The organism is Leptospiraceae bacterium (genome assembly GCA_016708435.1).
GTDB lineage: Bacteria > Spirochaetota > Leptospiria > Leptospirales > Leptospiraceae > UBA2033.
Map to the genome: position 1 here is coordinate 212,593 of JADJFV010000031.1, position 26,638 is coordinate 239,230.

A 26,638-nucleotide genomic window follows, 5' to 3' on the forward strand; every position below is an offset into this window, starting at 1 on the left:
CTATTCACAAAGCACACAATGGCGATATTTTTTCTTAGTGCTCTTTGTGGTAGTTCCCTTTGTGTCCCTTGTGGTAATTTCTTTTTTGAGAAATCTATCGCCACTATAATACGCATAACGTCTCAAAGTAAAAAAGTATCACAGTCATTTCGAATTATATAAAAATAAAGAATCGCAAAAGAACAATAATTCTCTATCTAACTTTGCACTGTGAGAAATCTATCTAACAACAATCGGTAAAGCGGGTAGTGGGTATTTGCCTGTGTTAGGAGACTTTATCCAACAAGATTTTCTTAACACTAAGGACACAAGGGTTTTCACAAAGCACACAATGGTAATAATTTTTCTTAGTGTTCTTTGTGGCAGTTCCCTTTGTGTCCCTTGTGGTAATTTCTTTTTTGAGAAATCCATCACTATCATAAAGCGTAATCTAACTCTGCTCTATGAGAAATTTATCTAACAACAATGGCGGATAGTTAGTATTTGCCTTTGTTCAGAAATTTTATCCAACAAGATTTTCTTAACACTAAGGACACAAGGGTTTTCACAAAGCACACAATGGTGACAATCTTTCTTTGTGCTCTTTGTGGCAGTTCCCTTTGTGTTCCTTGTGGTAATTTCTTTTTTGGGGGGGGATATCCATCGCCACTATAATACGCATAACATCTCAAAGTAAAAAAGTATCACAGTCATTTCGAATTATATAAAAATAAAGAATCGCAAAAGAACAATAATTCTCTATCTAACTTTGCACTGGAGAAATCTATCTAACAACAATCGGTAAAGCGGGTAGTGGGTATTTGCCTTTGTTAGGAGACTTTATCCAACAAGATTTTCTTAACACTAAGGACACAAGGGTTTTCACAAAGCACACAATGGTGACAATCTTTCTTTGTGCTCTTTGTGGCAGTTCCCTTTGTGTTCCTTGTGGTAATTTCTTTTTTGAGAAATCTATCTGACAACAATCGGGATAGTGGGTATTTACCTTTATTAGGAAGGTTTATTTATTATAGCGAGAGAAGTAAGCGTCGATTTCTCCTCTCAAGTCTAATCCTACTTTCTCAAATATAGAAAGTAAGTCGGTAAATGCTCCTTTGCCGCCAAGGAAGTCCCAGAACTCTTCTGCAACTTTTAATTCATTGTCTAAATCAATCATACCACGCATAGTCCAACGAGAATATGGTTTTGGATCGTAGGGATTGTATGGAATAGCAATAATAGTTTGCACATTTGCTTTTGGGTTAATGGCTAACGTGACAGCAACCCACTCAAGTAAAGTTCTTTTGAATTCTTTAAATCCGCCTGCATTTGGCTTCGCTGTCTTTATATCAAAAAGATAAATTGTTTCATCTGTGCCAATTAGCTTTACATCTATCTTAGTCGGCTTCACTGTTTTCATTTCGCCTTTACGGCATACTTCCCTAATGGCTTCAATTTCTTTCGGTTTATTAGGTTCGATTTCTGCTGTTGCTAATTTATCCATTATATCCTGAATCACTCTATGTGCTTCGGAGGAAATTTCTGTTCCCGCTGTTGCCTGTGACTCCGCTGATTTAAAACTAGTTGCGGCTAACGCTAATGCAACTGGTTCAAATATACTTGTTCCAAAATTTGTATTGAGAGAATGAATGAAGGAAAATAAGGCTAATCGATCTTTGCCTAAAAGCCTCGTATGAAATGGCATCGACGCCGGCTCAGGATTATAATTCTGAAACTTGTGCCGGAGGCTATTCTTTAGAACATCTTCTACTTGTTGTTTTTGTTGTTTAGTTAGGGACATTTAAGTTAAAAGTTCCTCTAGTCCAGTGTAATGCGGAATATGCGCTTTAATAGCAATCTTATCATTAGCTGCAATTATGTTTTGCTTCTGCTGTAATTCTATGTTAGAGAGAACGCATTGATAATGATAATGTTTCCCGTCCGAATAATCATGGTGTGTATGAGTGAGTGTATCGGCTTTATTTCTGGAATACTTTGAGTATTTGCAAAGTCCATTGGCTATGTCCTCCTTTGAAAATTTGTCACACTTCTCTAAACATTTAACCTCAACAGTAGAAATGTCCTGTTCGAATTCAGAAAATTTCTCTATGACATAGGGACAAAAATTAATCCATTTTTTACATATAGGACAACGATCTGAATTTCTTGAATTAATGGTATCTATGGTTGCAGTTGGAATTGCCGTTTTTAAGGAAAATGATCCTGACTGAATTTCTTTTTTCATTCCAACTTCTAGTCCATAAATTCTTTTATCTTTCGTTATTAGTAAAAAGTCAGGAGGAACTAAGTGATCTTTTCCGCTATAAATTTTCTGGTGTAATAATAATGGAAGAATATAGCCAATGTCATGTCGCAAGATAAAAATATAAACTAATAGCTCATGCCATAAACCGCCTGCTGTCTTTGGAAGTAATTTATCGAAATATTTTCCAACCTGCGTTGTTTCTTCAGAATCAGGAATTCCAACACTTTCCGTATAATTCCTTAACTCACTAAATCCAACTTCACCTTCTAGGTTTGGAATCACTGTTTTCAAAAAGTCTAAAAATTTATTTCTTCGCTCAACATTTATAGTTAATGTTTCATAACACATCAATAAATTAACAAGATGTAATATTCCTTTGATAAAATCTTGCTTGCTTTCAGTGTTAGCCCTTTTCGTTCCTATCGAATAGAACCCTCGTCCAAATAAAATATATTCAAATAAATCTGCTAAAATCATTTGTCGATCTTTCTGATTATATAATTGTTCGAATAAATCAATTTGCTTAAAGGAAGAAATAAGTGAGTCTAAGTTTGATTTATAAATTTCGAAATCCTTCTTTTCGCTCTCATCATTTAAATAAATGCTTTCATTAGAGAAAAAATCATTTAAGGCTTGTAAATGATTTACGGACAGTCCGACTTTATCAAATAACTCTTTCATATATAATCCTTTTCGCTAAAATATATTTTATCCCAACTTCTTCAACAGGCGCACAATACCTGATGGAGTTTCCCATCTACCTTCAAGATTGCTGCGGCTAATTTTATTTGCCCAACGTTTATCTTCTTTGGTAGCAGGCTCATAACCTAAACTCATCCAAAACAGAACAGCTTCTTGCGTTGGAGAACAAGGAACTTCGACAAAGGTTATGCCATTTTCTTTTGATAAAGATTCAAATCTGTCTACAAGTCGAGTTCCGATTCCTTCTCTTGTTCGGAAATAAACACTAATTGCGTTTACTGATGCGTAGGCGCCGTCAAAAGAATATTCTAATTCGCCATACTCGCAAGAAATCATTGATTCTTCAACCGTAATCTCAAGCTCTATCTGTTCTCTTTCTAGTAAGTTTTCCATTTCCTACTTCCTCTTCAAATGAAAAATAATCTCCGCATAAGCAGCCTTATCCTTTTCTGTGCGATTCAAAACAGGACGTTTGTATTGATTGACAATTTGCATTCCGGCATTTTCGGCGATGGTGGGATACATATTGTATTTGTCATTAGCCACTAAAAACACATCGTAATCTTTGACTAAGAACTTTTTACAATTGTTCAATACATCTGAAATTCCTTTTATGTAATTCTCTTTTGCTTCTCTGCCCTGTCCTTTAAACATAGGACCTATTTCTAAATTATCATTGCGCTCGAATCCAAATAAATCGTAGGCATACGCGTGTTGTTCGTGATAGTCAATTAACCCAACATAAGGCGGACTAGAGAATATTCCTTTTATCTTTTGTTTCTTAACTAGTTTTACAAAAGGTTGATTTACTTTTTCCAATTCTTCTAATATATCCATCGTGCGGCTATCACCTGTTAAACACGTTTGGAAAGTATTCGTTCTTAATTGCTTAAACTGCTCCAATCGCTTGAGTGTATCTTTAGAATAAGTCTCCCACCATTTGAGAATGGAAAATAAAGGTTTACACATTTTTCCATGCTTCGCGCAATAATAGGTAGTAGTGACTGGCTCTTTGAGAGTTGCGAGGTCGGCGTGAGTTGTAGCACGACAAGAGCGAATGGTGCGACTTAGGATAACGCTGATTATGTTCTTGGTGTCTGGATTTTTTATCTTTTTGATTTCTTTAAATACAAATTCAATTTCATTTCGGACATGCTCGGAATACCATTTATCTAAAAAGCTATCCATTTTATCCTGACGGAGTTGGATTTTATACTTTTTAATGAGCTTATTGTATATCGGGAGAAATTCTTTTTCTTTTTCATATCCATACACGTCTTCATTAATCTCATGACGTTGGACTCTATATTTGTAATCTGGAACCGGAAAGTATTTTTGATTGAACTCGTATAATTCTTTTAGAAGTGTTTCTTCAAATTCTTCTGTGTTCGTCTCGGATAAAAATGCTTTGAGTGCTTTTGCGATTCGGTGTAATTCTGTCTCAACATCTAATAGGTTGTAGTCGGTAACTTTAGAATTCCCAATTTTAGAATTGAATGCCGATATATCGAGACCAACAGCGTGTAGCCCCAACTCAGACGCTTGCACCATAGTCGTTCCACTTCCTGAAAATGGATCGAGCACAATATCGTCTTTTTTAAAATATAGTTCCTTCTTAAAATCGTCTGTGTGGGAATCTAAAAAATATTCCACTAATTGTGGAATGAATTTTCCTTTATAAGGATGAAGTCTGTGAACATGCTTGGTGGTTTCTGCTTCCGTATATTGATCAAAAGACAAAGCCCAGTTTAAATCTTCGCCTAGTTGGTCTTTCCAGGCTAATTGCCGTTTGCCGTTATAGGATTCGTAATAATGTAAAAGCTCTTCTTTGGATACTTGCGTAGATCCGTTACTTCCAATCTTTGCAATTTTGCCATATTGGACTAAGTAAGAAATATTCGATGAGGTCACATTTTTACCGAGATGCTGTGTCGCCCACTGACTTGCTTCTTTGATGGACAGAAATTCTTCTGTAGGAAATAGAACAGCTTCACGTTTATGAGTATTTAGTTTTTGCATTGTCTCCTCGCGCTTACTTTGTCTAACTTTAAAATTATGAATTATGTCTACTTATACTGTCAATTAAAAAAGAGCCTGCTAATTTCGCTCCTTTTACTGAGCAAATTACTTACAAATGAACGAAATCAAAGCAGCCATTCTTAAAAAATCAAATCCTGTAAATCTTGTTCATCCTGTCCAAATTATTTAATTTTTCCAGTCTTGCCATTCAAACTCTGACTGACTTTTTTCTAAATAAAAAGTATGTCAAATAAAACGAACCCACAATCCCAAAAAAGTTCGAATAATTACGCACTAGCGCACTACCTCTTTTCTTAGCGTTCTTAGCGTTCTTAGCGTTCTTCGTGGGCTTCGTGGTTAATATCCTCTCCCTAGTCACGGATAACAACCAAAACCCGTGTATTCGATAAGTTGCGGATACATCAAATTTACTGCGAGCGATACGATTAAATATACTCTCAAATATACTGACAAGATTTCTTTCACTAAACTTGGCACTAAACCTACCACTAAAGCTAGCAGTATCATTGATGCATCGCAAACTAAAAGTAAGCTCCTTGTAGAGTCAGGTTGAACGACTACCCAGTAGTATCTTTGCTATATCGCGATCATCAGGAACGGAAAATCGTATGTTAAAAAAGTTCGAATAATTACGCACTAGCGCAGCTTTAAAAATTGACCGAGCACTCAGATTCTGCGTATAACGCGAGCAGGCAAAGTTTTTTCCCAAAAAAGGAATTGTTTGGCTTACAAAAATAGGAGCGGATAACAATGAAAAAACTAACAACGAACGATAATTTATTTTACAACCGAGTAGCAAACCTTCTACGAAATGCTAAGCAACTTGTAGTTCACAATGTAAACTCAGTTATGGTTAACACGTATTATCTGGTAGGAAAGATGATCGTAGAAAAAGAGCAACAAGGAAAAATGCGTGCGGAATATGGAAAAGAATTAATTCAAAAATTATCCAAACGATTAAAAAGAGAATTTGGAAAAGGCTTCTCCGTAGACAATCTAGAAAATATGAGAAAATTCTATATCGTCTACTCAAAATCCGAGACAGTGTCTCGGAAATTCATCGAAAACAAAAATTCTCCTCTCAACTGGTCACACTATCAAATTCTAATTCGCATGGAAAAGTCTGAACGTCAATTTTACGAAATAGAATCCATCCAAAATAATTGGAGTGTTCGAGAATTAAAACGTCAATTCAACAGTGCTTTATTTCAAAGACTATCTCTAAGTAAAAATAAAAAAGAAGTAAAACGATTAAGTAAAAAGGGTCAAATCATTGAAAAGCCAACAGACCTAATAAAAGATACTTACATCTTAGAATTCTTAAGCTTACCCGAATTACCCGCTTACACAGAATCAAAATTAGAATCTGCATTAATTAATAAATTGGAATTATTTCTTTTAGAATTAGGAAAGGGGTTTACATTTGTTAGCCGCCAAAAAAGAATCTCGTTTGAAGAAAAACATTTCTTCATTGATTTAGTTTTCTACAATCGCATCTTACGCTCGTTTGTCTTAATCGATTTAAAAATGGGTGAGCTTAAACACCAAGACCTAGGTCAAATGCAAATGTATGTAAATTTCTACGATGCCAATATAAAATCTCCAGACGAAAATAAAACAATCGGAATCATTGTCTGTAGAGATAAAAATGATACTCTCATCAAAATTACTTTGCCCAAAGACAATCATCAAATTTTTGCAAGTCGATACAAAACAATTTTACCGAATAAAAATGATCTTAAAAGAATTCTAAATAGTTAAATCTATGTCTCGTATAGCCCTTAAGCAAAAAGTGATTGTGTTTTGCAAAACTTGTAAGCCTTGCCTTAAGAGGGCTACCGCAAATCTACGTAGGTTACATAACTCGGAGTCAGTCAATTTTTTGCTTGATATTTTAGTCTGAATCGATTAGGATACCGTTTTCAAACTGAGGGGAAAGATTTGTTTAATAAACTACAGGAGACACCAACCATTAGCCCTGAGAAAGTTAAGCCAGTTGTAGACAAACCCAAGGGTTTCACTATACAATTAAAGCTGATGGGGATAATTTCTCTTTTATTCATTCTGACTGTCACTGTCATTATCATGCTCGCCACTCAATTCTTTCGCTCCGAGACAGAAGCTCGCGTGGACGACATGAACCTCCAAAATGTGCGTGTCACCGGCTCCAAAGTAAAAACAGACATTGCCGCTATCTTAGACAAAGCGACTCAGATGGTCGTCATCCTTCAGTCCGAATCCAATCCCGAAAAATTCATCAATCTTTTTTTTAAGAATGACCCCGACTTCTTACTCTTAGGTCTATATCGCCGAGAGGAAGAGCGGCTAAATCCAATTAAACTCATTTTGAACAAAGAGTATTTGAATGAATATCAGCTCAAGAATGAAGACCTGGAATCCATCATCACTCTAAATAAATCCGTCTTCGAAAGATCTTTCGAGGGAGAGCCTATTCTCTATAATGCAAGCCCCGGCGCCAAAGAGCCAGTATTCGCACTCAGCTTTCCTCAAACCGACGGTGACAAACAAGATATAATCATCGCTGTCATTAAGTTGGATAAAATTCAATCTGCTTTTAAAAAATCAGGAATCACAGAAATATTTTTAGTCAACGGTGACGGTCTAGTGATTGCTCATGACGACGCAAAAGTTCTATTTACCTCCGCAAATTTTAGTGAACTCCCCATTGTAGATCAAATGCTAAAAAGCAATATCGCAAATGGAAAGAAGACCTATAAAGGAGCGGATAACAAGGATTATATCGGTGCCTATCAAAAAATCGGCTTTGCCAATAGTGGAGTCATTTCTGTTGTCGAAGAAGAGCGCGCCATGGAATCAGTTTACAAAATTCAAAGCATGAATATCAAGATTATGATTATCGGGGTAAGCCTTGCACTCATCGTTGTATTCATTATGGCAAAGACAATTTCTAATCCTATTTTACTTTTATTATCCGCTACCGTTGAAATCGCAAAGGGAAATTTTAAAGTCAAGATAAAGCCTAGCACAAAAGATGAAGTAGGACTTCTAACTGAATATTTCGTTACCATGGGCGAGGGTCTAGAAGAGCGAGAGAAAGTAAAAAGCATTCTAGGAAATATGATTGATCCAGTCGTGGTCGGGGAAGCCATGAAAGACATGAACGCACTGAAACGCGGATCAGAGAAGCAGATAACAGCTTTTTTCTCCGACGTAGCAGGCTTCTCTACAATCAGTGAGGAGCTAACCTCTGTTGACCTCGCCGCCTTACTCAACGAATATCTATCTGCCATGACCTTAATCTTAAAAAAATACAATGGAGTATTAGATAAATACATTGGGGATGCGATAGTCGGAATATTTAACGCTCCCGTTGACGTTCCCAATCACCCTCTTTCAGCGGCTATGGCTTCGATTGAAATGATTACAAAGCTACATGATCTTCGAGAATATTGGACAAAGAACAATCTCTACACAAAAGAAGCTCGCGAAATGGATGTTCGAATTGGACTCAATGTGGGTTTGGCTAAAGTTGGGTTTATGGGAACGGATGCTCTTGCCTCGTATACCATGATGGGGGATACTGTTAATTTGGCGGCACGTCTGGAAGCTGCGGGCAAAGATTACGGCGTAAATATTCTCATTTCAGAAAGCATGAACAAGGAAGTAGGCAAAGAGCTATTTACCCGTGGACTTGATTTAGTTCGAGTAAAAGGAAAAAATGAGCCAGTCAAACTTTTCGAACTCATTGGAACGCAAACTGACATCACTCCCCTTTAAGAGAATCTGCAGAAATTTATCAACATGCATTTGCTCTTTACCTAAAACAAAATTGGGATATTGCAATTGATTCATTTAAACAAGCCGAAAAAGCAAAAGGAAAAAAAGATAAGGCAGTAGAGCTTCTAATTGATAGATGTTTCTATTATAAATCATCTCCCCCCGGCGATACCTGGGATGGAGTATTCACTCGTAAACATAAATAGCCATGCGTCGCCCCTCTAAGGATTCAATCCTCACAATCGGATTTCTTCTTCTAAACAGTATCCTATTTTCTGTCCTACTCTATCTTGATTTAAACGAGAAAGCAGGTATTGGTAATAATCCTCTCATTGGAGAAGTAACCTTCAAAGAAAAAACAGTCCATCGAAAATTAGATTCGAGCGTTGTATGGGATCAAGTAGAAAATAAATCTCCCGTGGCTAACAAGGATACTATCCGCACACTCGATTACTCCGATGCAGTATTGACCTTAAAAGATGGAACCACTGTTCGACTTTCGGATAATAGCATGATCTACATTGATCTTTCTGAGAAAAATCTAAACATCAACTTTGACTACGGTTCCATTTCTACTTCAAGAGCCGATGGCACTGAACCTGATGCCACTCTAAATATTAAGAGTGGAGATAAGACCATTCAAATTGACAAAGGCGGAGCAGCAAAATTATCCAAGAACGAAGACGAAAATGTAAACATCCAAGTCGAGAAAGGACAAGCACGGTTAGCCTTAAAAGGCAAAGAAGAAATTCTACAAACAAATCAAACAGCAGAACTCAGAGACAATAAGATAGATGTAAAACCAATTCGCTTTTTACTTCAATCTCCCCCTGACGGCAAATACTATTCTACCAGTGTGGATACCTTTACTTCTGAATTCAAATGGAGTCCGCTTGACAAAGGAGTGGTAGTCAATCTTGAAATCGCAAAAGATAAATCCTTTCGTCAAATTATTAAACAACAATCCGGCATTCGAGAAGCAGGTATTTCTATTGCCTTAAATCCGGGAATTTACTTTTGGAGAATCGGAGCAAAGAATCCTCTTGGCGGCAAATTAGAATTTAGCGAAAGTAGAAAGCTCACTCTTTTTGCAGAGAAAGCGGTTACTATCACTACTCCGCAAGATGGAAAAGTATTTACCTATAGCTTAAAGCTTCCGACCATTGCACTTCGCTGGACAAAAAACGAATTCTCTTCTTCTTACAAGGTGGACATTGCTCGCAATCTAGAATTTACCAACATGGTCAAGACTCTTGATTCTTTTGAAAATTACATCAGCACAGATATTCCTGCGAAAGGAACCTACTACATCCGTGTCACTACTCGTCCCAATGTTCCAGATCTATCGCCTGTCGTTTCCCCTGTTACTAAATTTTCTATTGAAGAAAAGCAAGTCCCCGATGCACCCGAAATTATATCTCCCGTTGCCAATGCAGGATTTGGTTTAGACTTTATTCAAAGAAGTAGGATTGTATTTAACTGGCGGGATAATAGAGAGTTTGCGAGCTATGAATTAGAAATAGCAAAGACATCTGACTTTGCATCTATCTTAATCAAACAAAATTCAAAAGAGAATTTTAGCTCGCCTGAATTAAAAGAACAAGTAGGTGAACTCTTTTGGCGGGTAAGAGGTATTTTACCCGATGGAAGAAAATCGGAATTCTCGAGAACCAATCCATTTAGAATCACTGAGCCTACAAACTTAAAACTAATCTATCCCGAATCCCTCTCCGAGCTTGACATGACCTCTGATAAATCAGTTACCTTTCGCTGGCAAAGACCGGAGACTACGGGGACATTTCTCTTAGAAATTGCAAATAGTCCTGACTTTTCCAATTTGGTATTAAAAGAGGATGAGAGAATCGTTTCGGGGTATTCAAAAAAAGTATCTTTAAAATCAGAAGGAAAATACTATTGGAGAATTAAATTACTCTCCCGTGAAAACAAAGAAATTTCCAAGAGTGAAGATAGTAGCTTCACTTTATTAGCCGCTCCTATTCCCAAGCTAATTAGTCCGAGCGAAGGGGCAAACATTGATTTAACCAGTTCACCGGCAATAGACTTTAATTGGGCGAGAGACGAGAAAGCCAATTCTTATACGGTAGAAATTTTTGATACAAACAAAGGAGCAAGAAGACTTGTAAGCACTGCAACTACAACTGATACAGCATTCTCCTTTCGGGAAATTTCTAAACTCAGAGACGGAAATTTTATTTGGGCAGTGTCTATTCTCTATTCTACAAAAGACGGAAGACCAATCAAAAGTCCACCAACTACTTCTTCTTTTACAGTCCAGGCACCTAAAGTAGAAATGCCTGTGCCTGTCGCCATACAACCAGTAAACGCTTCAGAGCTAGTTATGGGTGAGAAAGAAGAAGTTTTATTCAAGTGGGAGAAAAACGAAAAAGCAGTTCACTACCAAATCGATGTGCAAGAAAAATCTACCAACAGAATAAAACCCGTATTCCAAAAGCAAACTTCAGATACAAATGCGTTATTTGAAATACCTCTCACAGTCGGTGAAGGTATTTATTATTGGGATCTGTATATATTCTATAAAACATGGGACGGGCGCGTAACTAGAAGTAACCCTATACGAAACGAATTCTCTTTGAAATTTCCCTATCGTAATCCGCCCTTCTCTGTCCTTACTAGTCCTAGCGGTGGACAAGACATTAAGCCAGATGATAACTGGAATGTCCCACTGGTATGGGAAGCAAACGAGCGAGCTGTATCGTATAACGTCCTAGTCTCCGAATTTGAAACAAATAAACCGGTCTTCAAAGAAACAACAGAGGCTACACGCACTACATTCGTCGTAAGTGATACAGCAATTAAACCCGGAAAATATGTCTGGTCGATTTCCCTTAATTACAAAGCAAAAGATGAAAGAATCGTAAAGAGCCCCACTAGGAGACAGGAATTCAACCTAGTCATGCCTTCCTTTGAAGTTCCCGTTTCCGTTGCCATTTCTCCCGAAGCGGATACTGTCTATAATCCAACAAATCAATCAGAATTAGAATTCAAATGGGAAAAGAGCAACTCTGCCTTGTTATACACAGTGGAGCTATTTGAGCTAAAAGAAGGTAGTCAATTGCTAATCACTCGCAAAGATACAAAAGAAAATTCATTTTTATTTAAGGATATGACTCGTCTCACAAATGGGCAATACCAATGGAAACTAACGATTGCTTATAAGGATAGAAAGCTTAAGACTATTTATACTGAGCCGCTCATGACTGATTTCACTGTTCGTATTCCTGCGGAAGATGTAATAGAAGCTCCTCAAATCATATCCAAACCGAGGCTTTATGTGGAATAAATTAAAACAAATACTACTTTTACTCTTAATGACTCTTACTTTCGGATATTCTAGATTATCCGCAGAGGACCAGGAAATCGAATGGGGAGCTTCCAAAATCGCAAAGGCTTACAAGGTAGAACTACGAGATTTCAGTTCCAAGAAAATGGTTTTAGAAAAAAAAGTTAAAACCACTTCCTATAAAATTGACAAACTAGATCCGGGTCTTTATGAATACCGAATCGGAATTATCAATGACAAGGAGGTAACGGTCATTTACTCTGAATGGTCTACACTTTCTATCATCCAAGCCTTTGAACCAGAAGGCTCAGTAGAAGAAATCTATTACGGAGGCAAGCAAGACAAATTCCAGGAGATATACATTAGCGGTAGTAATTTCTTAGAAGATACTAAAATAGAAATTTTTTCTCCTCAGGGAAAAATTCCCGTCAAGAATCTAGTTCGAATTAGCGAAAGAGAATTAAAATTCATACTAGATCTGACCACTGCAAAGCCGGGCACTTATGATTTAAAGATTATCAATCCATTGAATAAAACCTACGTCAAAAAAGGCTTTTATTTATTAGGCAATACAAAAGCAGAAGCAGAGAAGATAATCATAGAAGCCGCGAATAAAAGTCAGGGAACAGAAGTGAGCGTGGATAGAAAGTTTTTTCAACGCTCTGCCTTTTTGCCGGGCTTAGGACAGTATACGAGTGGAAAAGATTACGATTCAAAGTTTAGAAAAGTAAAAGGAATCGCATTCTTTACAGCTACAATTGGCGCTGGAATATTTGCAGCTGTGAGTTATCGCGATTATGCGCAGAAAAAAAAAGAAGTCAACGACTTACACGATTTAGATAATCTAGTGAATTATCCGTATAATTCGCAACAGTCGTTAAGTGGAATTTATTTGAGTCATCAATTTACAAACGGGACTTTAGAATTAGACAATAAATGGCATACATTCACTGCTTCCTCTGCCTTATTCGTGGGATTTTATTTGATTAATCTGATTGATTCGTATTTCTTTACAGGCCCAATTGCCAACGCTAAAACGGCAAATATCAGAGAAAAGGACTCTCAACTAAAAGCCTATATTCTCCCCGACAGAGGTGGTGGAGTAAATTATGGAAATACTGGAATTGGCAGTTCTTATATAATCGAATACAGCTTCCGCTTTTAAAGAAACACGAAGCACATGAATAAATTTGGAACAGTATCTTTTTCCTCTTTTTCTCTGTGCCTCAGTGGCAAAATTACAAGTTTAAGGGGCGCTACGGGTATAGGTTGTATTGCCTAGAATTAAGTTTTCACCCTCTATTTTTACTTCAACAGTTTCGGTTTTTTCTAAATCAGTTCTCTCCATTGTAAGTAGATTACCGGCTAACGACCATTTACCTTGCCACATGGTAGCTTCTCCATCCGGACCTTGAATATGCAAGCGACCATCTGGAAAAAAGTCCAGGGATACTTTGTCTACAGTTGTTTGCCATCCGAAGGTTCCCTCTTTGCTCACTAAAAATGCTTTTATTTCCGCCTCAGACGCTTTGGATTTACTACATCCAATCAAAACAACAGATAAACTAATAACTGCTACTAAAAATTTTAAGAATCTTTTCATTCTTTTATGCGCTCCTTTTTCTATTTAAACCAATATCATTTTCGCTTTAAAAAATAAAACCAGAAAAGAATCTCACTCGCCTTGTTTTACAATGAAGTCAAATTCTTTTTTTGTAATTGGTTGAATTGATAACCTAGAGCCCTTCTGGATTAATTTCATACTAGAAAGCTCTTTAAATGTTTTAATTGCTTTTAGAGTGACAGGATTTTTAAATTTGGATTTAAACTTCACATCTACCATATACCATTGCGGCTTATCGCTCTTAGACTTTGGATCAAAGTATTTGCTCTGTGGATCAAACGCATAATGGTCTATATACCCCTCTTTTACTACTTCCGCTATTCCCGCCACTGCCATCGGTTCAATTCGACTATGATAGAATAAAACCAGATCACCCTTCTTTACTTCATCGCGCAAATAATTTCTCGCTTGAAAATTACGAACTCCTTCCCAACTCCCAATTCCATTCTTACAATTTTTCAAATCGTCTATCGAAAATACATCCGGCTCTGATTTGAATAACCAATAGTTCATCGTTTTACTCCTGACTTTTTAAGATTACCACCGATGGACACCGACTAACACCGATGTTTTATATGATAGCGTTCACTTGGGTTCAAGTTTTTGGTTTAGGGCTTTGGTTTCAAATATAATTTTAATTTCTATTCTTTCCTAGATTATGCAATATTCCCTTTCAATTTACCAATTTATTGATTAATATTTTTTCACCAAAGGCTTAGAATGGGTTTGAGCGGTTAGCCCAAGCCGCCTGCAGGCTTCCTCCCATAATATTTCTAAACGAGCCAAGCGAGTTTAGAAATAAAAATTCCTTTTCCTTTTGGTAGCATTTTAAAGTCTACTCATTAGGGACTATGAAAACAAAATTTATACTATTAATATTGGCTATAGGGCTTTCGCTTGCTGCGATTGCTTTTTTTTCGTCTAAGGAAACTTCCTTCGTATTACTCGATGCAAGTGAGCTTGCTGTTCACCCAGACAAATACGATGGTGACAATCTTCGTGTTCGAGGAATGGTAAAGATCGGCTCGGTTACAAGAGAAGGCAGAGAAGCAAAATTTATTATCGAACTCAACAACAAAGAAGTTCCAGTCAACTTCACCGGCAAAGAGCTATTACCCGACGCATTCAAAGAAGGAGTGCGAGTTCGAGTAGACGGAAAATTTAAAAACGGAGTCTTAGTTGGAGACCACGTAGAAGCAAAATGTGCCTCTAAATACGAAGCGGAATACAAAAACGAACCATGAACAACCTAGGAATCATCTGTCTATTAGCCTCATTCTCCATTTTACTTTTTAGCATTTTTCAGACTGCATTTGGAATCTGGAAAAAGAACGACCGCGCGATTGAAGTAGGACGTTATACGCTACTCGCCAATTTTTTTATAGTGCTACTTGCCTTCATCGTTCTAATGACACAACTTGCTAGAATGGATTTAACCAATCACTATGTAGTCATGCACTCAAGCGATCATCTCCCTCTATTCTATCGCGTAACGTCTATTTGGTCGGGCTCTTCTGGCTCACTGCTTTTTTGGAATCTACTTGTTAGCCTTTTTACTTTTATAGCTCTCTGGCAGGCAAGACATTCCAATATGGAGCGCATTCCTGTAATGCATTTGGTGTTAGCCGTTATCTCCTGTTTTTTTACTTACCTCGCTGTATTCTACGAAGATGCACAACCATTTAGAGAGTTTCAACCAGCCGCTGTAGTAGGACGTGGATTAAACCCGCTCTTACAACACTGGGCAATGATCATTCACCCACCCATTCTCTACGTGGGCTATGTTAGTTTTGCAATTCCATTTGCAGTTGGAATGTCTGCTCTCATCACTGGAAATCTTTCTGCTGACTGGCTAAAGTCGATTAGGCGCTGGTCAATCTTTAGTTGGTTCTTTTTAGGAACAGGAATTTTACTCGGTTCCAAATGGGCTTATGAAGAACTTGGTTGGGGCGGATATTGGGCTTGGGATCCTGTGGAAAACGCTTCGCTTATGCCTTGGCTTTTAGCAAGCGCATTCATTCACTCTCTTATCATCCAAGAAAGAAGAGGAATGCTCAAATTTTGGAACATGTTACTCATTATCCTCACTTATCATTTTACACTTTTAGGAACATGGATTACAAGAAGTGGAGTTTTAGAAGGACCTCATAGCTTCGCAAAGTCAAGCATCGGAACTCCTTTTATCATCTTCATAGGGCTAAGCTTTGTTATCTACATAGCCATTTTAATTTACAGAAGAAATGAATTAAAACCAGAAAGAGACTTAGAAGCCATTACTTCTAAAGAAGGAAGTTTTCTATTAAACAATTTCATTTTAGTATTAGCCTGCATGGTTATCTTACTAGGAGTATTTTCACCCCTACTATACGGAACAGAATTTAGAGCGCCCTGGTTTAACTCGTGGGGTGTGCCTGCGGGGATAATCCTTCTTCTCCTCATGGGCTCAGCTCCACTACTCGCATGGAGAAAGGGAGCCGACTCAGTCTTTTTCACGACTCTCGCAAAACCATTGTTATTCGGTGTAGCAACAGCAATATTCTATGGAATTTTCTATTCTAAATTCTTTACCCAGAGTGATTATTCCATCAGTGATAAGTTAGGTGAAATCTATTCGATTATCACTATCGGCTTATCGGGATTTACCCTTGCCGGAATTGGACAGGAATACCACCGTGGAATTCGCGCCAGACAGGAACAATTCAAAGACGAAAGATATTTGGTTGCAGGATTTAAAATGCTACTAAAAAACAAAAGAAGATACGGCGGCTATTTAGTTCACTTCGCTGTGGTATTAATCTTTGTGGGTTACGCCGGTAATGCGTTCAAGCAAAATACTTCTATCAAATTCTACTATCATCTAGAAAACACAAACGGAAATGAAATCATCTACCGTGGTTACGACAAAGGAATGTTAGGCGACTACCAAATAGAAGCCGCAACGATCAAAATAAAACCAATCATCAACGGAGACGAAACAAAGTCTCCCAACATCTTCAATGTGATTGTGTCCGAAGAAGCAACCTACAAGATCAAACGCCAATTAGCCGCTGTAGAAGACATGACAACAGAGCGTAGATTTTATCCACAGATCAATCATATGACCGGTGGATTTGAAACGCATATTCCTACAAGCGAGCCTTCGATTCATTCCAGCCCTAAAGAAGATTTATACATCCAACTAGGTGCTATCGAAAATGCTTCACTAAGCGAGGAAAATCCCGAGTTACCGATGCTCTTCATGGAATACTTTTTTGGAGCAAGAAGCTTTGAAGAAAAAAGTGCCTTCTTCCAAAGATTCCCAAAAGAAATCGTAGGCAATTTAGAAATCTGGGTAAACCCGCTCGTGAAACTAATTTGGTTTGGCTCCCTTCTCTACTTCCTCGCCGGACTTTTTATATTACTACCGATTGGTGAGGGGAAAAAAGCATGAGACTTTCAAAGATTACCACCGATGGACACCGATGGACACGGATTGGCTTTGCTCCTGTCACCTCGAACCCGTCCATCTTGCAATGCTGTCAAGTTACGAAAAGTGATTACCCCAGTCACCTCGAACTGCTTCACCGTGAGAGGTCTAGCTTGCTTAAAACTATCCTGTTATTGCCAAATAGATTTCTCACATCCGTTCGAAATGACAGTGGAGTCAAAACAGCAATCCTCGCCCTCCTCCTCTTCTCCTTCTCTCTCTTTGCAGACTCTAGCACCACCACGCTTACTGATTTGAAGCAGATTGAGATTTTTAATGATGTGACTTCGCGGATACGTTGTATTTGCCTGCCTTCGCTTCCTATTAAGAGTTGTTCTTTTAATAACTGTGCTATATCGGCACAGTTAAAGCTTTTTATGGAAAACAGAATTCGTAAAGGTGAGACTGCAAATGAAATCGTTCAAAAGATGCAGACTGGTTTTGGCGAAGAGATATTATCCGATCCAATCGTTCAGAAGTTACAGGCATCAGGTAGTGAAAATATGGTAGCCGGTCTAATCAATGGTTTCGGAGAAAAAATTCTTGCACAACCTGATTCTACTTGGATTAATTCTACTTTGTTTATTGGCATGGCTCTCGGCTTGGGGCTAATCTTCTATTACCTCAAAGGGCGATTGAAGAAAGATAAATCTACACAAGAAGTAGTTACAAAAAATGCAATCCCACAGGATGCAGAAAAATACCTAAAGGAGATTGACGGCTAATGGATATTCTAGTCATACTTTATTCAATCGTTTTAATGGCTGCACTCGCATCGCCCTTCTTATACATCCACTTAAATCAAAGTAAAATACTATCCCGCGAGTCAGAGGAAAAATCTACGCTTGACTCCGAGCGTAAAATGCTTTTAGAAAATCTAAAAGACTTAAAAATAGAAATGGATACTGGTAAAATCCAAGCCTCCGAGTTTACAGAACTATCCAAAGACATCATCGGCGATTTAAAAGAATTGGACATTAAATTGGAATCCATCAAAGACAACACACCAATACCACAAATAACAGGCATTTGCCGCAAATGTAGTTTTCATACAACGATCACCGGCGCAAAGTTCTGTGCTATGTGTGGGAGTTCGTTGGGATAATACTTGTTTGTCGATAAATGAATGTATGCATAAAACAATATTTCATATAAAGAAAATGGATTGTCCCTCGGAAGAGCAAATGATTCGAATGAAGTTAGGAGAATTTACTTCTATCAAAGAATTGTCTTTTGACTTAGTAAATCGTAATCTTTCAATCATTCATGAAAACCATTTAGACAAAATTCAAAGTGCAATTGATTCCTTACAATTAGGAGCAAGTATTTCAAAGTCTAGTGAGTATACAGGAGAAATTTCCAAAGAGAACAATAAAATCGACAGGAAGATTCTTTGGTTGGTTCTAATTATAAATTTTACTTTTTTCTTAGTCGAAATGATCTATGGCTATTTAGCAAATTCGATTGGGCTAGTAGCTGACTCATTAGATATGTTAGCAGATGCCTTCGTGTATGGACTAAGTCTTTATGCAATCACAGGAACCTTTGCAATAAAAAAAAGAGTAGCCATTGCAAGCGGATACATTCAATTATCCTTAGCAGTCTTAGGACTGTTAGAAGTATTTAGACGATTTTTCAGAGTGGAAGAAGTTCCAGATTTTAAATTCATGATCTCCATTTCTTTTCTTGCCTTACTCGCGAACACTCTCTCCCTTATCTTATTGAATCAATCGAAAAGCAAAGAAGTGCATATTGTTTCGAGTCAAATTTTTACATCCAATGATATTATTGCCAATATCGGTGTAATTCTTGCCGGCATTTTAGTTTTATTTTTCAAATCAAATATTCCGGACTTAATCGTTGGACTCTTAGTTTTCTTTTTTGTAGTAAAGGGAGCTATTAGAATCTTGCAACTTTCCAAAGACACTCGCTAGATAAATAACAAAGACGTTATGGTAAGTTATGTAAATGCCTTTTTAGTATTGTTTCAATCGGCAAAAACAAAGTATTCGAGCGATCAGAAAAGCGAATAAAACCATAATGCTCGTAGAAGTGAACTGCAGATTCATTCTTGGCATCGACTAATACAGAGTATATTCCAATATCGTCAAATAGATTAATTGCACGTCTAAGTGCGTCTACTAACAATCTGCCGCCAAGACCTAAACCCTGGTATTTTAGATCGACAGCGAGCCTTCCAATTCTCATTGCGGGTAACGGATAACGAGGTAGTTTTTTTCTTGATTGCTCTGGCAAATTTTCATAGAGAATTTCTGCCATGCTCACTGTATAATATCCAGCCAGGCTTTTAGAGGAATCAATTAGTAGAAATGTTTTTCCAATTCCTTTTTTATGATTATTCTTTGCGTATTTTTTTAAGTAGTCATTTAATGCTTCTTCCCTACAATCAAAGGAAGCTCTTTCAATCTTCTCATCAAAAGAAATTATCTTAAAATCTAAAGGGTTTTTCAAATGGATTTAATATCCTCGTTTCATAGCCTGCTTTAATGCTCTATTGGGATTGTATTTTTTCTCAATTGAATTGACAAATAAATCACGGTCTTTGTTGGTTAGTTTGATTAATTCTGAATTTTCAATATCAATCCGAGCAGATTGTAATGCCTGACTTAGCATATAAGAGCTAAGACTTAATCCATTGATATTAGCAGCCTTTTCAATAATGGATTTTTGTTCATTACTTACCCGCAATTCAATTCGCTCTTCTTTAGGATTTAGATTTGCAGTTCTAGCCATATTTCAATTAAATCAAACCTGTCCGGTATTTGTCCACACATTTTTATTAGAAATAAATTTCTTCTTTTTTGTCATCTTGGGACGATACTTTTTATAGACAGAGTATTTCCAATGACAAGAAATGAATTTCTAAAACTACTAGTGGCTAGTCTCAGTGCAGTGAGCGGATACTCTATTTTACCGCAAACAGAAACAAACAGGAAAGAAGTTTTGATTGTAGGTGCGGGAATAGCAGGATTAGCCGCTGCTCGAAAATTAACTGCGAAGGGATTTCAAGTAACCGTATTAGAGGCTAGAAATAGGATCGGGGGAAGAATTTGGACAGATAATTCAATGGGAATACAGGTTGAAATGGGTGCTGCTATCCTACAGGGGCAAAAAGAAAATCCAATCCTTAAACTAGCCGAGCAGTTTAAGCTACACACTGTTAGCTTCCAATTAGAAGAATCTGATCTATATGATGCAAAAGGGAATAAACTTTCAGAAGAAGAGAGCCTTAAAATAGAAGGATACTATAAAGACTTACTTGCAAAGCTGGATTCAATGAAGGAATCAGCCTCTCCAAAAGACGTTATCGAGCCTGTCGTAAAAAGTTTTTTATCGGGGTTATCGGATTTCGAAAAATCTGCTCTCCAATGGATGATTGCATCAGATATAGAAAACAAACATGGGGCGAATCTAAAAAATCTTTCTCTAAAATACTTTGATGAAGTAGAATCTTTCAGTGGTGGTGATTTTGCATTATCCTCTGGACTCTCTGAATTGGTAAATCTTCTAGCAAATGGATTAAATATTAAAACTTCTCACCAGGTTACAACGATAGAATATAGTAAGAAAGTAAAAATTTCTACTGACCGAGGAGAGTTTACTTCTGATTATGCACTGGTTACAGTGCCGCTCGGAGTATTAAAAAAGAAAAAAATCCAATTCATTCCAGACCTACCGGAAAATAAAAAAGCAGCGATCCAAAACTTAGGCTACGGAGTTATCAATAAAGTCTTTTTAAAATTCCCTAAGAAATTCTGGTCAACAGAAGTTCCCAGGTTCGGACTTGTAGGAAATTCCTCTTTTGAGAAAATAGAGTTTATAGATTTAAATCCAGTTAAGAACACTCCTCTACTTTCAGGAATAGTATCAGGAGAGAATGCTATTTCTTTAGAAAAATTAAACAAAAAAGACATTGTAAAAGACCTCAGTGATATTTTAAAAAAGATGTTTGGAAATAAAACTCCATCACCACTAGAAGTAAATCAATCTCGATGGAATTCAGATCCATTTAGCTTTGGAACAGGCTCTTTCTTATCCACAAATTCAGAGCCTAAGGACTTTGTTACACTGTCAGAATCAGTAAACGACATACTATTTTTTGCCGGAGAAGCGACAAATGATAAATATCCTTCCACAGTTCACGGAGCCTTTCTAAGTGGAGAAAGAGAAGCAGATAAAATAACCCAACTCTCGGAAATTTAAAATGAGAAAAGAATCAATCTTACGACTAATATTTATTTGCCTACTTTCCATTTTTCATTTCGCAGATTGTGCAACGAATGAGTATAGGCTAATAGGTATTACCTCAAGGCTACAGGAAATATTTTATTATGGAAAAGACTTTTCTGTTTCCGCCTGGAATGTGGACGAAGAGCGGCTAAGTAAGATTAAGCTAGAATTAAAGAATAGTCTAGCCGTTCAAATCACAGAAAACCAAAAGGAGAAGTGGAAAGAAGTAACTGATCTTTCCTCAAAAGATGGGGCGTATGTATTGTTTCAAATTTTTCCTGAATCGAGAGTCCCCAGTGATTTTCTTAAATTTGGGTTTCAATTAAACGAAGGAAAGCCGATTAAATCGTATTCTTATTATACAGAAATATTGGAAACGAGTGTTCGAGGTCGTTATTATTATCCGGGACCTTTTTTTGCGGGCGGATTTTACGGGGGTCAGGGTGGCTTTGCCTATCCAATAAATTCTAGACAAACGGAGCAAATCTCACAACGAATCGTGCACTCTTATAATTTTCTGCTATTATTTCCAGTGGTAAGCGACAAAAGAAGCCAGCTCAAAGTGACTACTCCGATTGGAAATCTAATAGAATTTGAGCTTAATAATCCTTAACCGCTTCCGATTCAGAGGAAAAAATATCAAACAATTCAGAAACGCGAGTAACTTCGAAGACTCTACTTACAGGCTCAGAAAGCGAACAGAGCCTTAGCTTTTGCGTAGAATCAATTAAATTATTTTTAAGGGAAATAAATATTCTCAGCCCAGAGGAAGACATATATCTTACCTCTGCAAGACTAATTACAATGTCCTTGTCTTGATGGTAAGAAATAATTCTTTCTAAGCTTTCTTCTACTTCGCGAGCTGACCTAGCATCTACAGGCCCTGTAAGGTAAATGACTAAGTATTTGTCCTCGACTTTGATTTGCAAATCCATAGTGCCAAATTATATTTTTATTCCATTTATACAATCTTAAAATCAAATAACAGAAATTCTAGACATTAGATTTAACCACAGAGATTGCATAGGTTTTGCTATTATAACTCTATTTATCGCATCTATTTTACAAGACCCTTCTGGTTTGATTTAATCTACGAAAACACTTTTGCAAAAGTCAATTCCTAACCTTTCTTTCCATTACAAATATTTTTGCTTCATTACTTACATCTTTCCACAATCACTTCAGTTATTTTCAGGTATGGATTTTTCTGAAAACATAGTGAGATATTACAGCATTCATGAGAGGCTTTTCACATAACGTTTTTTTAACTTTTTTTGTTGAAATTTATTGACTGAAGAACATATTACCTAAACTCATGATTGTATTTCTCTTAAACCAAATTAAAAAAACAAGAATTAAACCAAGGTTATTCTCTACCTTACTATTACTTGCCATCCCGCTTTTTTGCTTATTGTTTCTAACAATGACAACGCAAAATCGAGCCATTCGTTTTGGAGAAAAAGAAATTGCTGGTGTAGCATACAACCGTTTGCTGCTAAAGCTTATAAGCGACTACCGAAATACTTTTACTCTTCTGAACTCTTCAGAAAATCAACTAGAGCTAAAAACAGCTCTATCCTCTATTGATAAAACAAGAAAAGCTCTAAATGAAGTAAACAAGGAACTAGAATCACCACTTGATACAGAAGAAAATTATTCAACACTTACTTTAAAACAAGAGGAATTTACAAATAATATATCCATGAATAAAAATATGGAGTCGCAAAGTTCTGTGTTAAAAGTATTGGAAACTCTTACAAAGCTAACTGCTCACGTTGGGGATACATCGAATCTAATTTTAGATCCAGATTTAGATAGTTATTATCTAATGGATATTACCCTAATCAAGTTCCCATTGGTAATGGAAATATCTACGCAGATTGAACAACTTCTCTTTCTTGCGATAAAGGAAAACAATCTCTCACAAGAAAACCAAATCAAATTATTCACCTTATTTTCTCAATTAAACACCGGAATAGTTCAAACATTAAACTCCTTTGAGATTGCGTATAAGTATAATGTAAAACTAAAAACAGAACTAGAAAAAAAGAAAGCCGAAAGCCTAATCAATATTAACCATTACCAGGAAGAACTCAGGATAATATCAAATCCAGCCAACAAAGATGTAAATATGGAGAAGATAAAACTTTTTCCTTCTTTGATAATTGACTATAACAAATCTTTACAAGATTTATATGTATTAACCGCAGAATCACAGGAAACCCTTTTAAAGAATAGAGTTTCTTCACTTAAAACAGAACAATTCATTTCCATTTCTTTTGTGTTCGTGATAACGGCAATAACCATATTTATTCAATACTTACTTGTTTTTAGTATCACAATACCACTTAGCCAAGCAGTTGCTAAATTTGAATTACTCGCACAAGGAGATTTAAGACACAGAATTGAGTATGACGGCAAAGATGAAATTGCCACACTCTCCCATTCGGCGAATTCTTTTATTGAATACTTAACCAACCTTTTACAGATTATTGCAAATCTCAGCAATGAATTAAATATAGTATTCGAAGAAATCTCAACGATGACAAAAGAGCTTTCTACCTCAACAGAAAGCCAAGCCGCAAGCACAGAAGAATCTGCTGCTGCATTAGAAGAAATTTCTTCTAGCTTCGGAATTATTTCAAGCTCCATAGAGAAAGAAGCAAACGATATTTCAGAGATAGGAAATATAACGAATAATGTAGCTATGTCAACACAGAAAGCTTCCGATTCGATTCATAGTCTAGGAACGGTAATCGAAAGCTCCGCACAAGAAGTGAAAAAAGGAGAAGTAATTATTTCTAGGACTGTAGGCTCTATGAATGAAATAAAATCCGCAGCAGATGAAATTGGTAAAATTATTATACTTATCACTGAAATTTCTAAGCAGATCGGTTTATTGGCATTAAACGCTAGTATTGAGGCGGCAAGAGCCGGGGAGCACGGTAGAGGTTTTTCAGTAGTAGCCGATGAAATTTCCAAACTCTCCCTTAAAACAGAGGAAAGTGTAAAACATATCCGTGCATTAATCGGTTCAACGAATTCTTCGATAAAAGAAGGTATTCAAAATGTGGATAAAGTCGTAGACGTCCTTAGAGTAGTCATTGAAAAAATAAATGACACCAATAGAAAAGCAAAACTTGTAGATGAAGAAATTTCTTCCCAATCTGCAAATATCAATTTTATTTCAAATAGCCACATTGAACTAGAAAAGCTTTCCGAGCAAATAGACAATAGCACAAAGGAAGAGAAAATCGCTATTAACCAGATTTCTTTAAGCATGAATCAGATATCGACAGAAACACAACTTATTTCTGAAAATATAAACAAGCTAAAAGAAGCCTCAAGCAATGTTTCGACTCTGTCCGATGAACTAAAAATGGCAATTAGCAAATTCGAAATATAGTGTAGGTAAATTAAAAGTTGCCCCCGACTGGATTCGAACCAGCGGCCCTCTGTTTAGGAAACAAATGCTCTATCCACCTGAGCTACGGGAGCAAAATGAGGCTGTTATTTTTCTTTGCGCTTTTGGGCAACGATACGTTGGAATTCTTGGATATTATGAACAACAACTCTGTCTGCGTAGATATCAATCTTACCTGACTTTTTGAGTTGAGCGAGAACTTTTTGCACTTCGCCAACAGGTTGACCACACCAATGTCCAACATCATCAACGGTTACTTTGAGTGTAATTTCTTTCTGGTGATCGTTAATACCTTGCTTTTCGTAGAGCATCATGAATACATCAGATACTTTCCCAATGATATCATCCATGAGTAGAATCATGAGTCGTCTCTTTGCATCATAAATACGAGTAGAAAAAATGGTCAATACTCGTAGCGCAAGTTGTGGATTCTTGGTCATTAAGAGTTCAAAGTTAGCACGATTAAAATTTAACGCACGAACTTCAGTAATACAAACAGCAGTTGCCGAGCGAGGTTGCTCTTCTAAGATTGCCATTTCTCCAAAAATATCTCCAGATTCTAATACGTCTAATGTCTTGATGGAAGAGCCTACTGTTTTTGTAATCTTGACTTGACCTTCTTGAATCAAGTAAAAATCATTGCCAGGCTCATATTCACAAAAAATAATTTCATTGGGCTTGAATACCTTCCCAAACTTTCCAAACATTGCTTCTAGCATGATCATTACCCTCTCAATCTCGCTATTTCAGAATTTGCTTTCGATGTAAACTCATCAGAAGGTGGAAGAGTTGTAACTTTTGTATAGAGCATGATTGCCTTATCTTTTTCACCCTTATTCTCAGATATAAAGCCTAAGCTGTAAATCGCCTCTTTCACGCGCTCGCCTTTTGGATATTTCTTAACATAAGTGGATAATGATGAGTAGGCGAGATCCCAGAGTTCTAATTTAAGTTGACACATTCCAAAGCAAAAATATGCCTTTTCGATTAGCTTATCATCTCCGGGTGAGGTAGGAGGCAAAGTTAGAAGCGGCTTATACGCATCTAACGCTGCTTGGTATTCTTCTGAATCATATAAATCATCTGCTTCTGTGATAGAATCAGAAATGGAAAGATCAGAACTAAGTGCTTGGATGCGAGTGGAAGTAGCTGCTGGATTGGCAGGGCTGACAGTAGCAGGCTTTTGAGTAGGTGGAGCAGTTCTTCTTTCTACTTCATAAACCAATTCAGGCATATTCCCTGGAAACATAGAACTTTTAGCGGCTATTCGGGATAATTCCTGAGCGCGAGTCGCATACGAACCACCGGGATAATGAGACAAATACTTATTATACGCATACACAGCATGCTCGTAGTTTCCAGTTTTATGAAATACTTTTGCAACGTTCATAAGCTCAAATGCCGGTGATTTTTGATCGCCAAATTGACCTAAATTTTCTCTAACTTTTCCGTGAATTTGTTTTAGCTGGCTGGAAAAAACTTTCATCATCTTTAGGATAAGATGTGTTTTGTTTGCAACAAATATTTCGAAATCGGCGAGCTTAAAAACTAGAATGCTCGCACTACCGATGACCTGTGCAGTCTCTTCTCTCGGATAACGCCCGAGCGCAGATTTTACTCCAAAGAATTCTCCGAGCTTAACGTCTTCTTTGATTTCCATTTTACTGTCTACTGACATGTATGTGAGAATAACGCGTCCGTTTTGTAAGACGTAAATGTCTTCTGCTCTATCCTTTTCAAAATAGACAATCGAGCCAGCTTTGTAGTTTCGTATTATTGGTCCTGCCAAGAGTTTATCCCTTCTA

At 37.0% G+C, this 26,638-nt stretch carries 22 protein-coding genes, 1 tRNA gene and 1 pseudogene; 12 read left to right on the plus strand and 12 right to left on the minus strand.

Features of this window, described 5'->3' with window-relative positions:
* Positions 1-1,000: 1,000 nt before the first annotated feature.
* From IPH52_19850 to IPH52_19865, 4 genes are read right to left on the minus strand one after another with little or no spacing between them, the layout of a single operon-like run.
* Positions 1,001-1,780, minus strand: a complete 780-nt coding sequence (locus IPH52_19850; protein ID MBK7057255.1) for a TdeIII family type II restriction endonuclease — start codon at positions 1,778-1,780, stop codon at positions 1,001-1,003.
* Positions 1,781-2,926, minus strand: a complete 1,146-nt coding sequence (locus IPH52_19855) for a hypothetical protein (protein ID MBK7057256.1) — start codon at positions 2,924-2,926, stop codon at positions 1,781-1,783. It abuts the gene before it with no gap.
* Positions 2,927-2,953: 27 nt separating this feature from the next.
* Positions 2,954-3,340 carry a hypothetical protein gene (locus IPH52_19860; protein ID MBK7057257.1) on the minus strand — a complete coding sequence of 129 codons (387 nt, stop codon included), beginning with the start codon at positions 3,338-3,340 and terminating at the stop codon, positions 2,954-2,956.
* Positions 3,341-3,343: 3 nt separating this feature from the next.
* Positions 3,344-4,966 (minus strand): site-specific DNA-methyltransferase, encoded by a 1,623-nt coding sequence (locus IPH52_19865; GenBank protein MBK7057258.1) that lies wholly within the window; start codon positions 4,964-4,966, stop codon positions 3,344-3,346.
* Between the two features lie 771 nt (positions 4,967-5,737).
* Between IPH52_19865 and IPH52_19870 the strand changes: the two genes are divergently transcribed.
* The 4 genes and pseudogenes from IPH52_19870 to IPH52_19885 all read left to right on the plus strand — a co-directional run bounded on the left by IPH52_19870 (position 5,738) and on the right by IPH52_19885 (position 13,233).
* Positions 5,738-6,748, plus strand: coding sequence for a DUF1016 family protein (locus IPH52_19870; GenBank protein MBK7057259.1), 1,011 nt, complete (start codon positions 5,738-5,740; stop codon positions 6,746-6,748).
* Positions 6,749-7,024: 276 nt separating this feature from the next.
* A pseudogene (locus tag IPH52_19875) lies at positions 7,025-8,952 on the plus strand (HAMP domain-containing protein).
* Between the two features lie 2 nt (positions 8,953-8,954).
* Complete coding sequence (locus IPH52_19880; GenBank protein ID MBK7057260.1) at positions 8,955-12,068, plus strand: FecR domain-containing protein; 3,114 nt, start codon at positions 8,955-8,957, stop codon at positions 12,066-12,068.
* Positions 12,058-13,233, plus strand: a complete 1,176-nt coding sequence (locus IPH52_19885; GenBank protein MBK7057261.1) for a hypothetical protein — start codon at positions 12,058-12,060, stop codon at positions 13,231-13,233. Before IPH52_19880 ends, IPH52_19885 begins: the two co-directional genes overlap by 11 nt.
* A gap of 81 nt (positions 13,234-13,314) precedes the next feature.
* Here IPH52_19885 and IPH52_19890 read toward each other — a convergent pair whose 3' ends face one another.
* Together IPH52_19890 and IPH52_19895 are read right to left on the minus strand one after the other, a co-directional pair.
* On the minus strand, positions 13,315-13,671 hold the full coding sequence (locus IPH52_19890) for a hypothetical protein (GenBank protein MBK7057262.1): 357 nt from the start codon (positions 13,669-13,671) through the stop codon (positions 13,315-13,317).
* 72 nt (positions 13,672-13,743) lie between these two features.
* Positions 13,744-14,205 carry an EVE domain-containing protein gene (locus IPH52_19895; protein ID MBK7057263.1) on the minus strand — a complete coding sequence of 154 codons (462 nt, stop codon included), beginning with the start codon at positions 14,203-14,205 and terminating at the stop codon, positions 13,744-13,746.
* Positions 14,206-14,543: 338 nt separating this feature from the next.
* Between IPH52_19895 and IPH52_19900 the strand changes: the two genes are divergently transcribed.
* From IPH52_19900 to IPH52_19920, 5 genes are all read left to right on the plus strand, one after another.
* Positions 14,544-14,936, plus strand: a complete 393-nt coding sequence (locus IPH52_19900) for a cytochrome c maturation protein CcmE (GenBank protein MBK7057264.1) — start codon at positions 14,544-14,546, stop codon at positions 14,934-14,936.
* The gene (locus IPH52_19905) at positions 14,933-17,122 is read left to right on the plus strand and encodes a heme lyase CcmF/NrfE family subunit (GenBank protein ID MBK7057265.1); all 2,190 of its coding nucleotides are present in this window, start codon (positions 14,933-14,935) and stop codon (positions 17,120-17,122) included. The genes IPH52_19900 and IPH52_19905 overlap by 4 nt, the downstream gene beginning before the upstream one ends.
* A 170-nt stretch (positions 17,123-17,292) precedes the next feature.
* The gene (locus tag IPH52_19910; GenBank protein ID MBK7057266.1) at positions 17,293-17,883 is read left to right on the plus strand and encodes a cytochrome c-type biogenesis protein CcmH; all 591 of its coding nucleotides are present in this window, start codon (positions 17,293-17,295) and stop codon (positions 17,881-17,883) included.
* A complete protein-coding gene (locus IPH52_19915; protein ID MBK7057267.1) occupies positions 17,883-18,263 on the plus strand; it encodes a hypothetical protein in 381 nt (126 codons plus the stop codon). The genes IPH52_19910 and IPH52_19915 overlap by 1 nt, the downstream gene beginning before the upstream one ends.
* A gap of 25 nt (positions 18,264-18,288) precedes the next feature.
* Positions 18,289-19,092 (plus strand): cation transporter, encoded by an 804-nt coding sequence (locus IPH52_19920; protein MBK7057268.1) that lies wholly within the window; start codon positions 18,289-18,291, stop codon positions 19,090-19,092.
* 16 nt (positions 19,093-19,108) lie between these two features.
* Here the strand turns inward: IPH52_19920 and IPH52_19925 are convergent, their stop codons facing one another.
* Together IPH52_19925 and IPH52_19930 are read right to left on the minus strand one after the other, a co-directional pair.
* The gene (locus tag IPH52_19925) at positions 19,109-19,630 is read right to left on the minus strand and encodes a GNAT family N-acetyltransferase (protein ID MBK7057269.1); all 522 of its coding nucleotides are present in this window, start codon (positions 19,628-19,630) and stop codon (positions 19,109-19,111) included.
* Positions 19,631-19,636: 6 nt separating this feature from the next.
* Complete coding sequence (locus IPH52_19930; protein ID MBK7057270.1) at positions 19,637-19,912, minus strand: DUF1778 domain-containing protein; 276 nt, start codon at positions 19,910-19,912, stop codon at positions 19,637-19,639.
* A 111-nt stretch (positions 19,913-20,023) separates the two neighbouring features.
* On the opposite strand from IPH52_19930, the gene IPH52_19935 reads away from it, so the two are divergent.
* A complete protein-coding gene (locus IPH52_19935) occupies positions 20,024-21,382 on the plus strand; it encodes an FAD-dependent oxidoreductase (GenBank protein MBK7057271.1) in 1,359 nt (452 codons plus the stop codon).
* A 1-nt stretch (position 21,383) separates the two neighbouring features.
* Positions 21,384-22,022, plus strand: a complete 639-nt coding sequence (locus IPH52_19940) for a hypothetical protein (GenBank protein MBK7057272.1) — start codon at positions 21,384-21,386, stop codon at positions 22,020-22,022.
* On the opposite strand, the gene IPH52_19945 is transcribed toward IPH52_19940, so the two are convergent.
* The gene (locus IPH52_19945; protein ID MBK7057273.1) at positions 22,009-22,344 is read right to left on the minus strand and encodes an STAS domain-containing protein; all 336 of its coding nucleotides are present in this window, start codon (positions 22,342-22,344) and stop codon (positions 22,009-22,011) included. The genes IPH52_19940 and IPH52_19945 overlap by 14 nt on opposite strands.
* 488 nt (positions 22,345-22,832) lie before the next feature.
* On the opposite strand from IPH52_19945, the gene IPH52_19950 reads away from it, so the two are divergent.
* Positions 22,833-24,815 carry a methyl-accepting chemotaxis protein gene (locus IPH52_19950; protein MBK7057274.1) on the plus strand — a complete coding sequence of 661 codons (1,983 nt, stop codon included), beginning with the start codon at positions 22,833-22,835 and terminating at the stop codon, positions 24,813-24,815.
* An 18-nt stretch (positions 24,816-24,833) separates the two neighbouring features.
* On the opposite strand, the gene IPH52_19955 is transcribed toward IPH52_19950, so the two are convergent.
* From IPH52_19955 to IPH52_19965, 3 genes are all read right to left on the minus strand, one after another.
* Positions 24,834-24,907 (minus strand) — tRNA-Arg (locus IPH52_19955).
* Positions 24,908-24,919: 12 nt separating this feature from the next.
* Entirely contained in the window at positions 24,920-25,552 is a 633-nt protein-coding gene (locus IPH52_19960; GenBank protein MBK7057275.1) for a Crp/Fnr family transcriptional regulator, read from the minus strand.
* Between the two features lie 5 nt (positions 25,553-25,557).
* The gene (locus IPH52_19965) at positions 25,558-26,622 is read right to left on the minus strand and encodes a cyclic nucleotide-binding domain-containing protein (GenBank protein MBK7057276.1); all 1,065 of its coding nucleotides are present in this window, start codon (positions 26,620-26,622) and stop codon (positions 25,558-25,560) included.
* Positions 26,623-26,638: the final 16 nt, after the last annotated feature.

What these genes read in the sequence shown, in the direction of transcription:
- IPH52_19880 (MBK7057260.1), top strand. Translation starts at nt 8,955, where the DNA reads ATGCGTCGCCCCTCTAAGGATTCAATCCTCACAATCGGATTTCTTCTT.
- IPH52_19885 (MBK7057261.1), top strand. Translation starts at nt 12,058, where the DNA reads ATGTGGAATAAATTAAAACAAATACTACTTTTACTCTTAATGACTCTT.
- IPH52_19920 (MBK7057268.1), top strand. Translation starts at nt 18,289, where the DNA reads ATGCATAAAACAATATTTCATATAAAGAAAATGGATTGTCCCTCGGAA.
- IPH52_19960 (MBK7057275.1), bottom strand. Translation starts at nt 25,552, where the DNA reads ATGCTAGAAGCAATGTTTGGAAAGTTTGGGAAGGTATTCAAGCCCAAT.
- IPH52_19865 (MBK7057258.1), bottom strand. Translation starts at nt 4,966, where the DNA reads ATGCAAAAACTAAATACTCATAAACGTGAAGCTGTTCTATTTCCTACA.
- IPH52_19870 (MBK7057259.1), top strand. Translation starts at nt 5,738, where the DNA reads ATGAAAAAACTAACAACGAACGATAATTTATTTTACAACCGAGTAGCA.
- IPH52_19935 (MBK7057271.1), top strand. Translation starts at nt 20,024, where the DNA reads ATGACAAGAAATGAATTTCTAAAACTACTAGTGGCTAGTCTCAGTGCA.
- IPH52_19940 (MBK7057272.1), top strand. Translation starts at nt 21,384, where the DNA reads ATGAGAAAAGAATCAATCTTACGACTAATATTTATTTGCCTACTTTCC.
- IPH52_19930 (MBK7057270.1), bottom strand. Translation starts at nt 19,912, where the DNA reads ATGGCTAGAACTGCAAATCTAAATCCTAAAGAAGAGCGAATTGAATTG.
- IPH52_19950 (MBK7057274.1), top strand. Translation starts at nt 22,833, where the DNA reads ATGACAACGCAAAATCGAGCCATTCGTTTTGGAGAAAAAGAAATTGCT.
- IPH52_19945 (MBK7057273.1), bottom strand. Translation starts at nt 22,344, where the DNA reads ATGGATTTGCAAATCAAAGTCGAGGACAAATACTTAGTCATTTACCTT.
- IPH52_19860 (MBK7057257.1), bottom strand. Translation starts at nt 3,340, where the DNA reads ATGGAAAACTTACTAGAAAGAGAACAGATAGAGCTTGAGATTACGGTT.
- IPH52_19895 (MBK7057263.1), bottom strand. Translation starts at nt 14,205, where the DNA reads ATGAACTATTGGTTATTCAAATCAGAGCCGGATGTATTTTCGATAGAC.
- IPH52_19855 (MBK7057256.1), bottom strand. Translation starts at nt 2,926, where the DNA reads ATGAAAGAGTTATTTGATAAAGTCGGACTGTCCGTAAATCATTTACAA.
- IPH52_19915 (MBK7057267.1), top strand. Translation starts at nt 17,883, where the DNA reads ATGGATATTCTAGTCATACTTTATTCAATCGTTTTAATGGCTGCACTC.
- IPH52_19905 (MBK7057265.1), top strand. Translation starts at nt 14,933, where the DNA reads ATGAACAACCTAGGAATCATCTGTCTATTAGCCTCATTCTCCATTTTA.
- IPH52_19890 (MBK7057262.1), bottom strand. Translation starts at nt 13,671, where the DNA reads ATGAAAAGATTCTTAAAATTTTTAGTAGCAGTTATTAGTTTATCTGTT.
- IPH52_19850 (MBK7057255.1), bottom strand. Translation starts at nt 1,780, where the DNA reads ATGTCCCTAACTAAACAACAAAAACAACAAGTAGAAGATGTTCTAAAG.
- IPH52_19900 (MBK7057264.1), top strand. Translation starts at nt 14,544, where the DNA reads ATGAAAACAAAATTTATACTATTAATATTGGCTATAGGGCTTTCGCTT.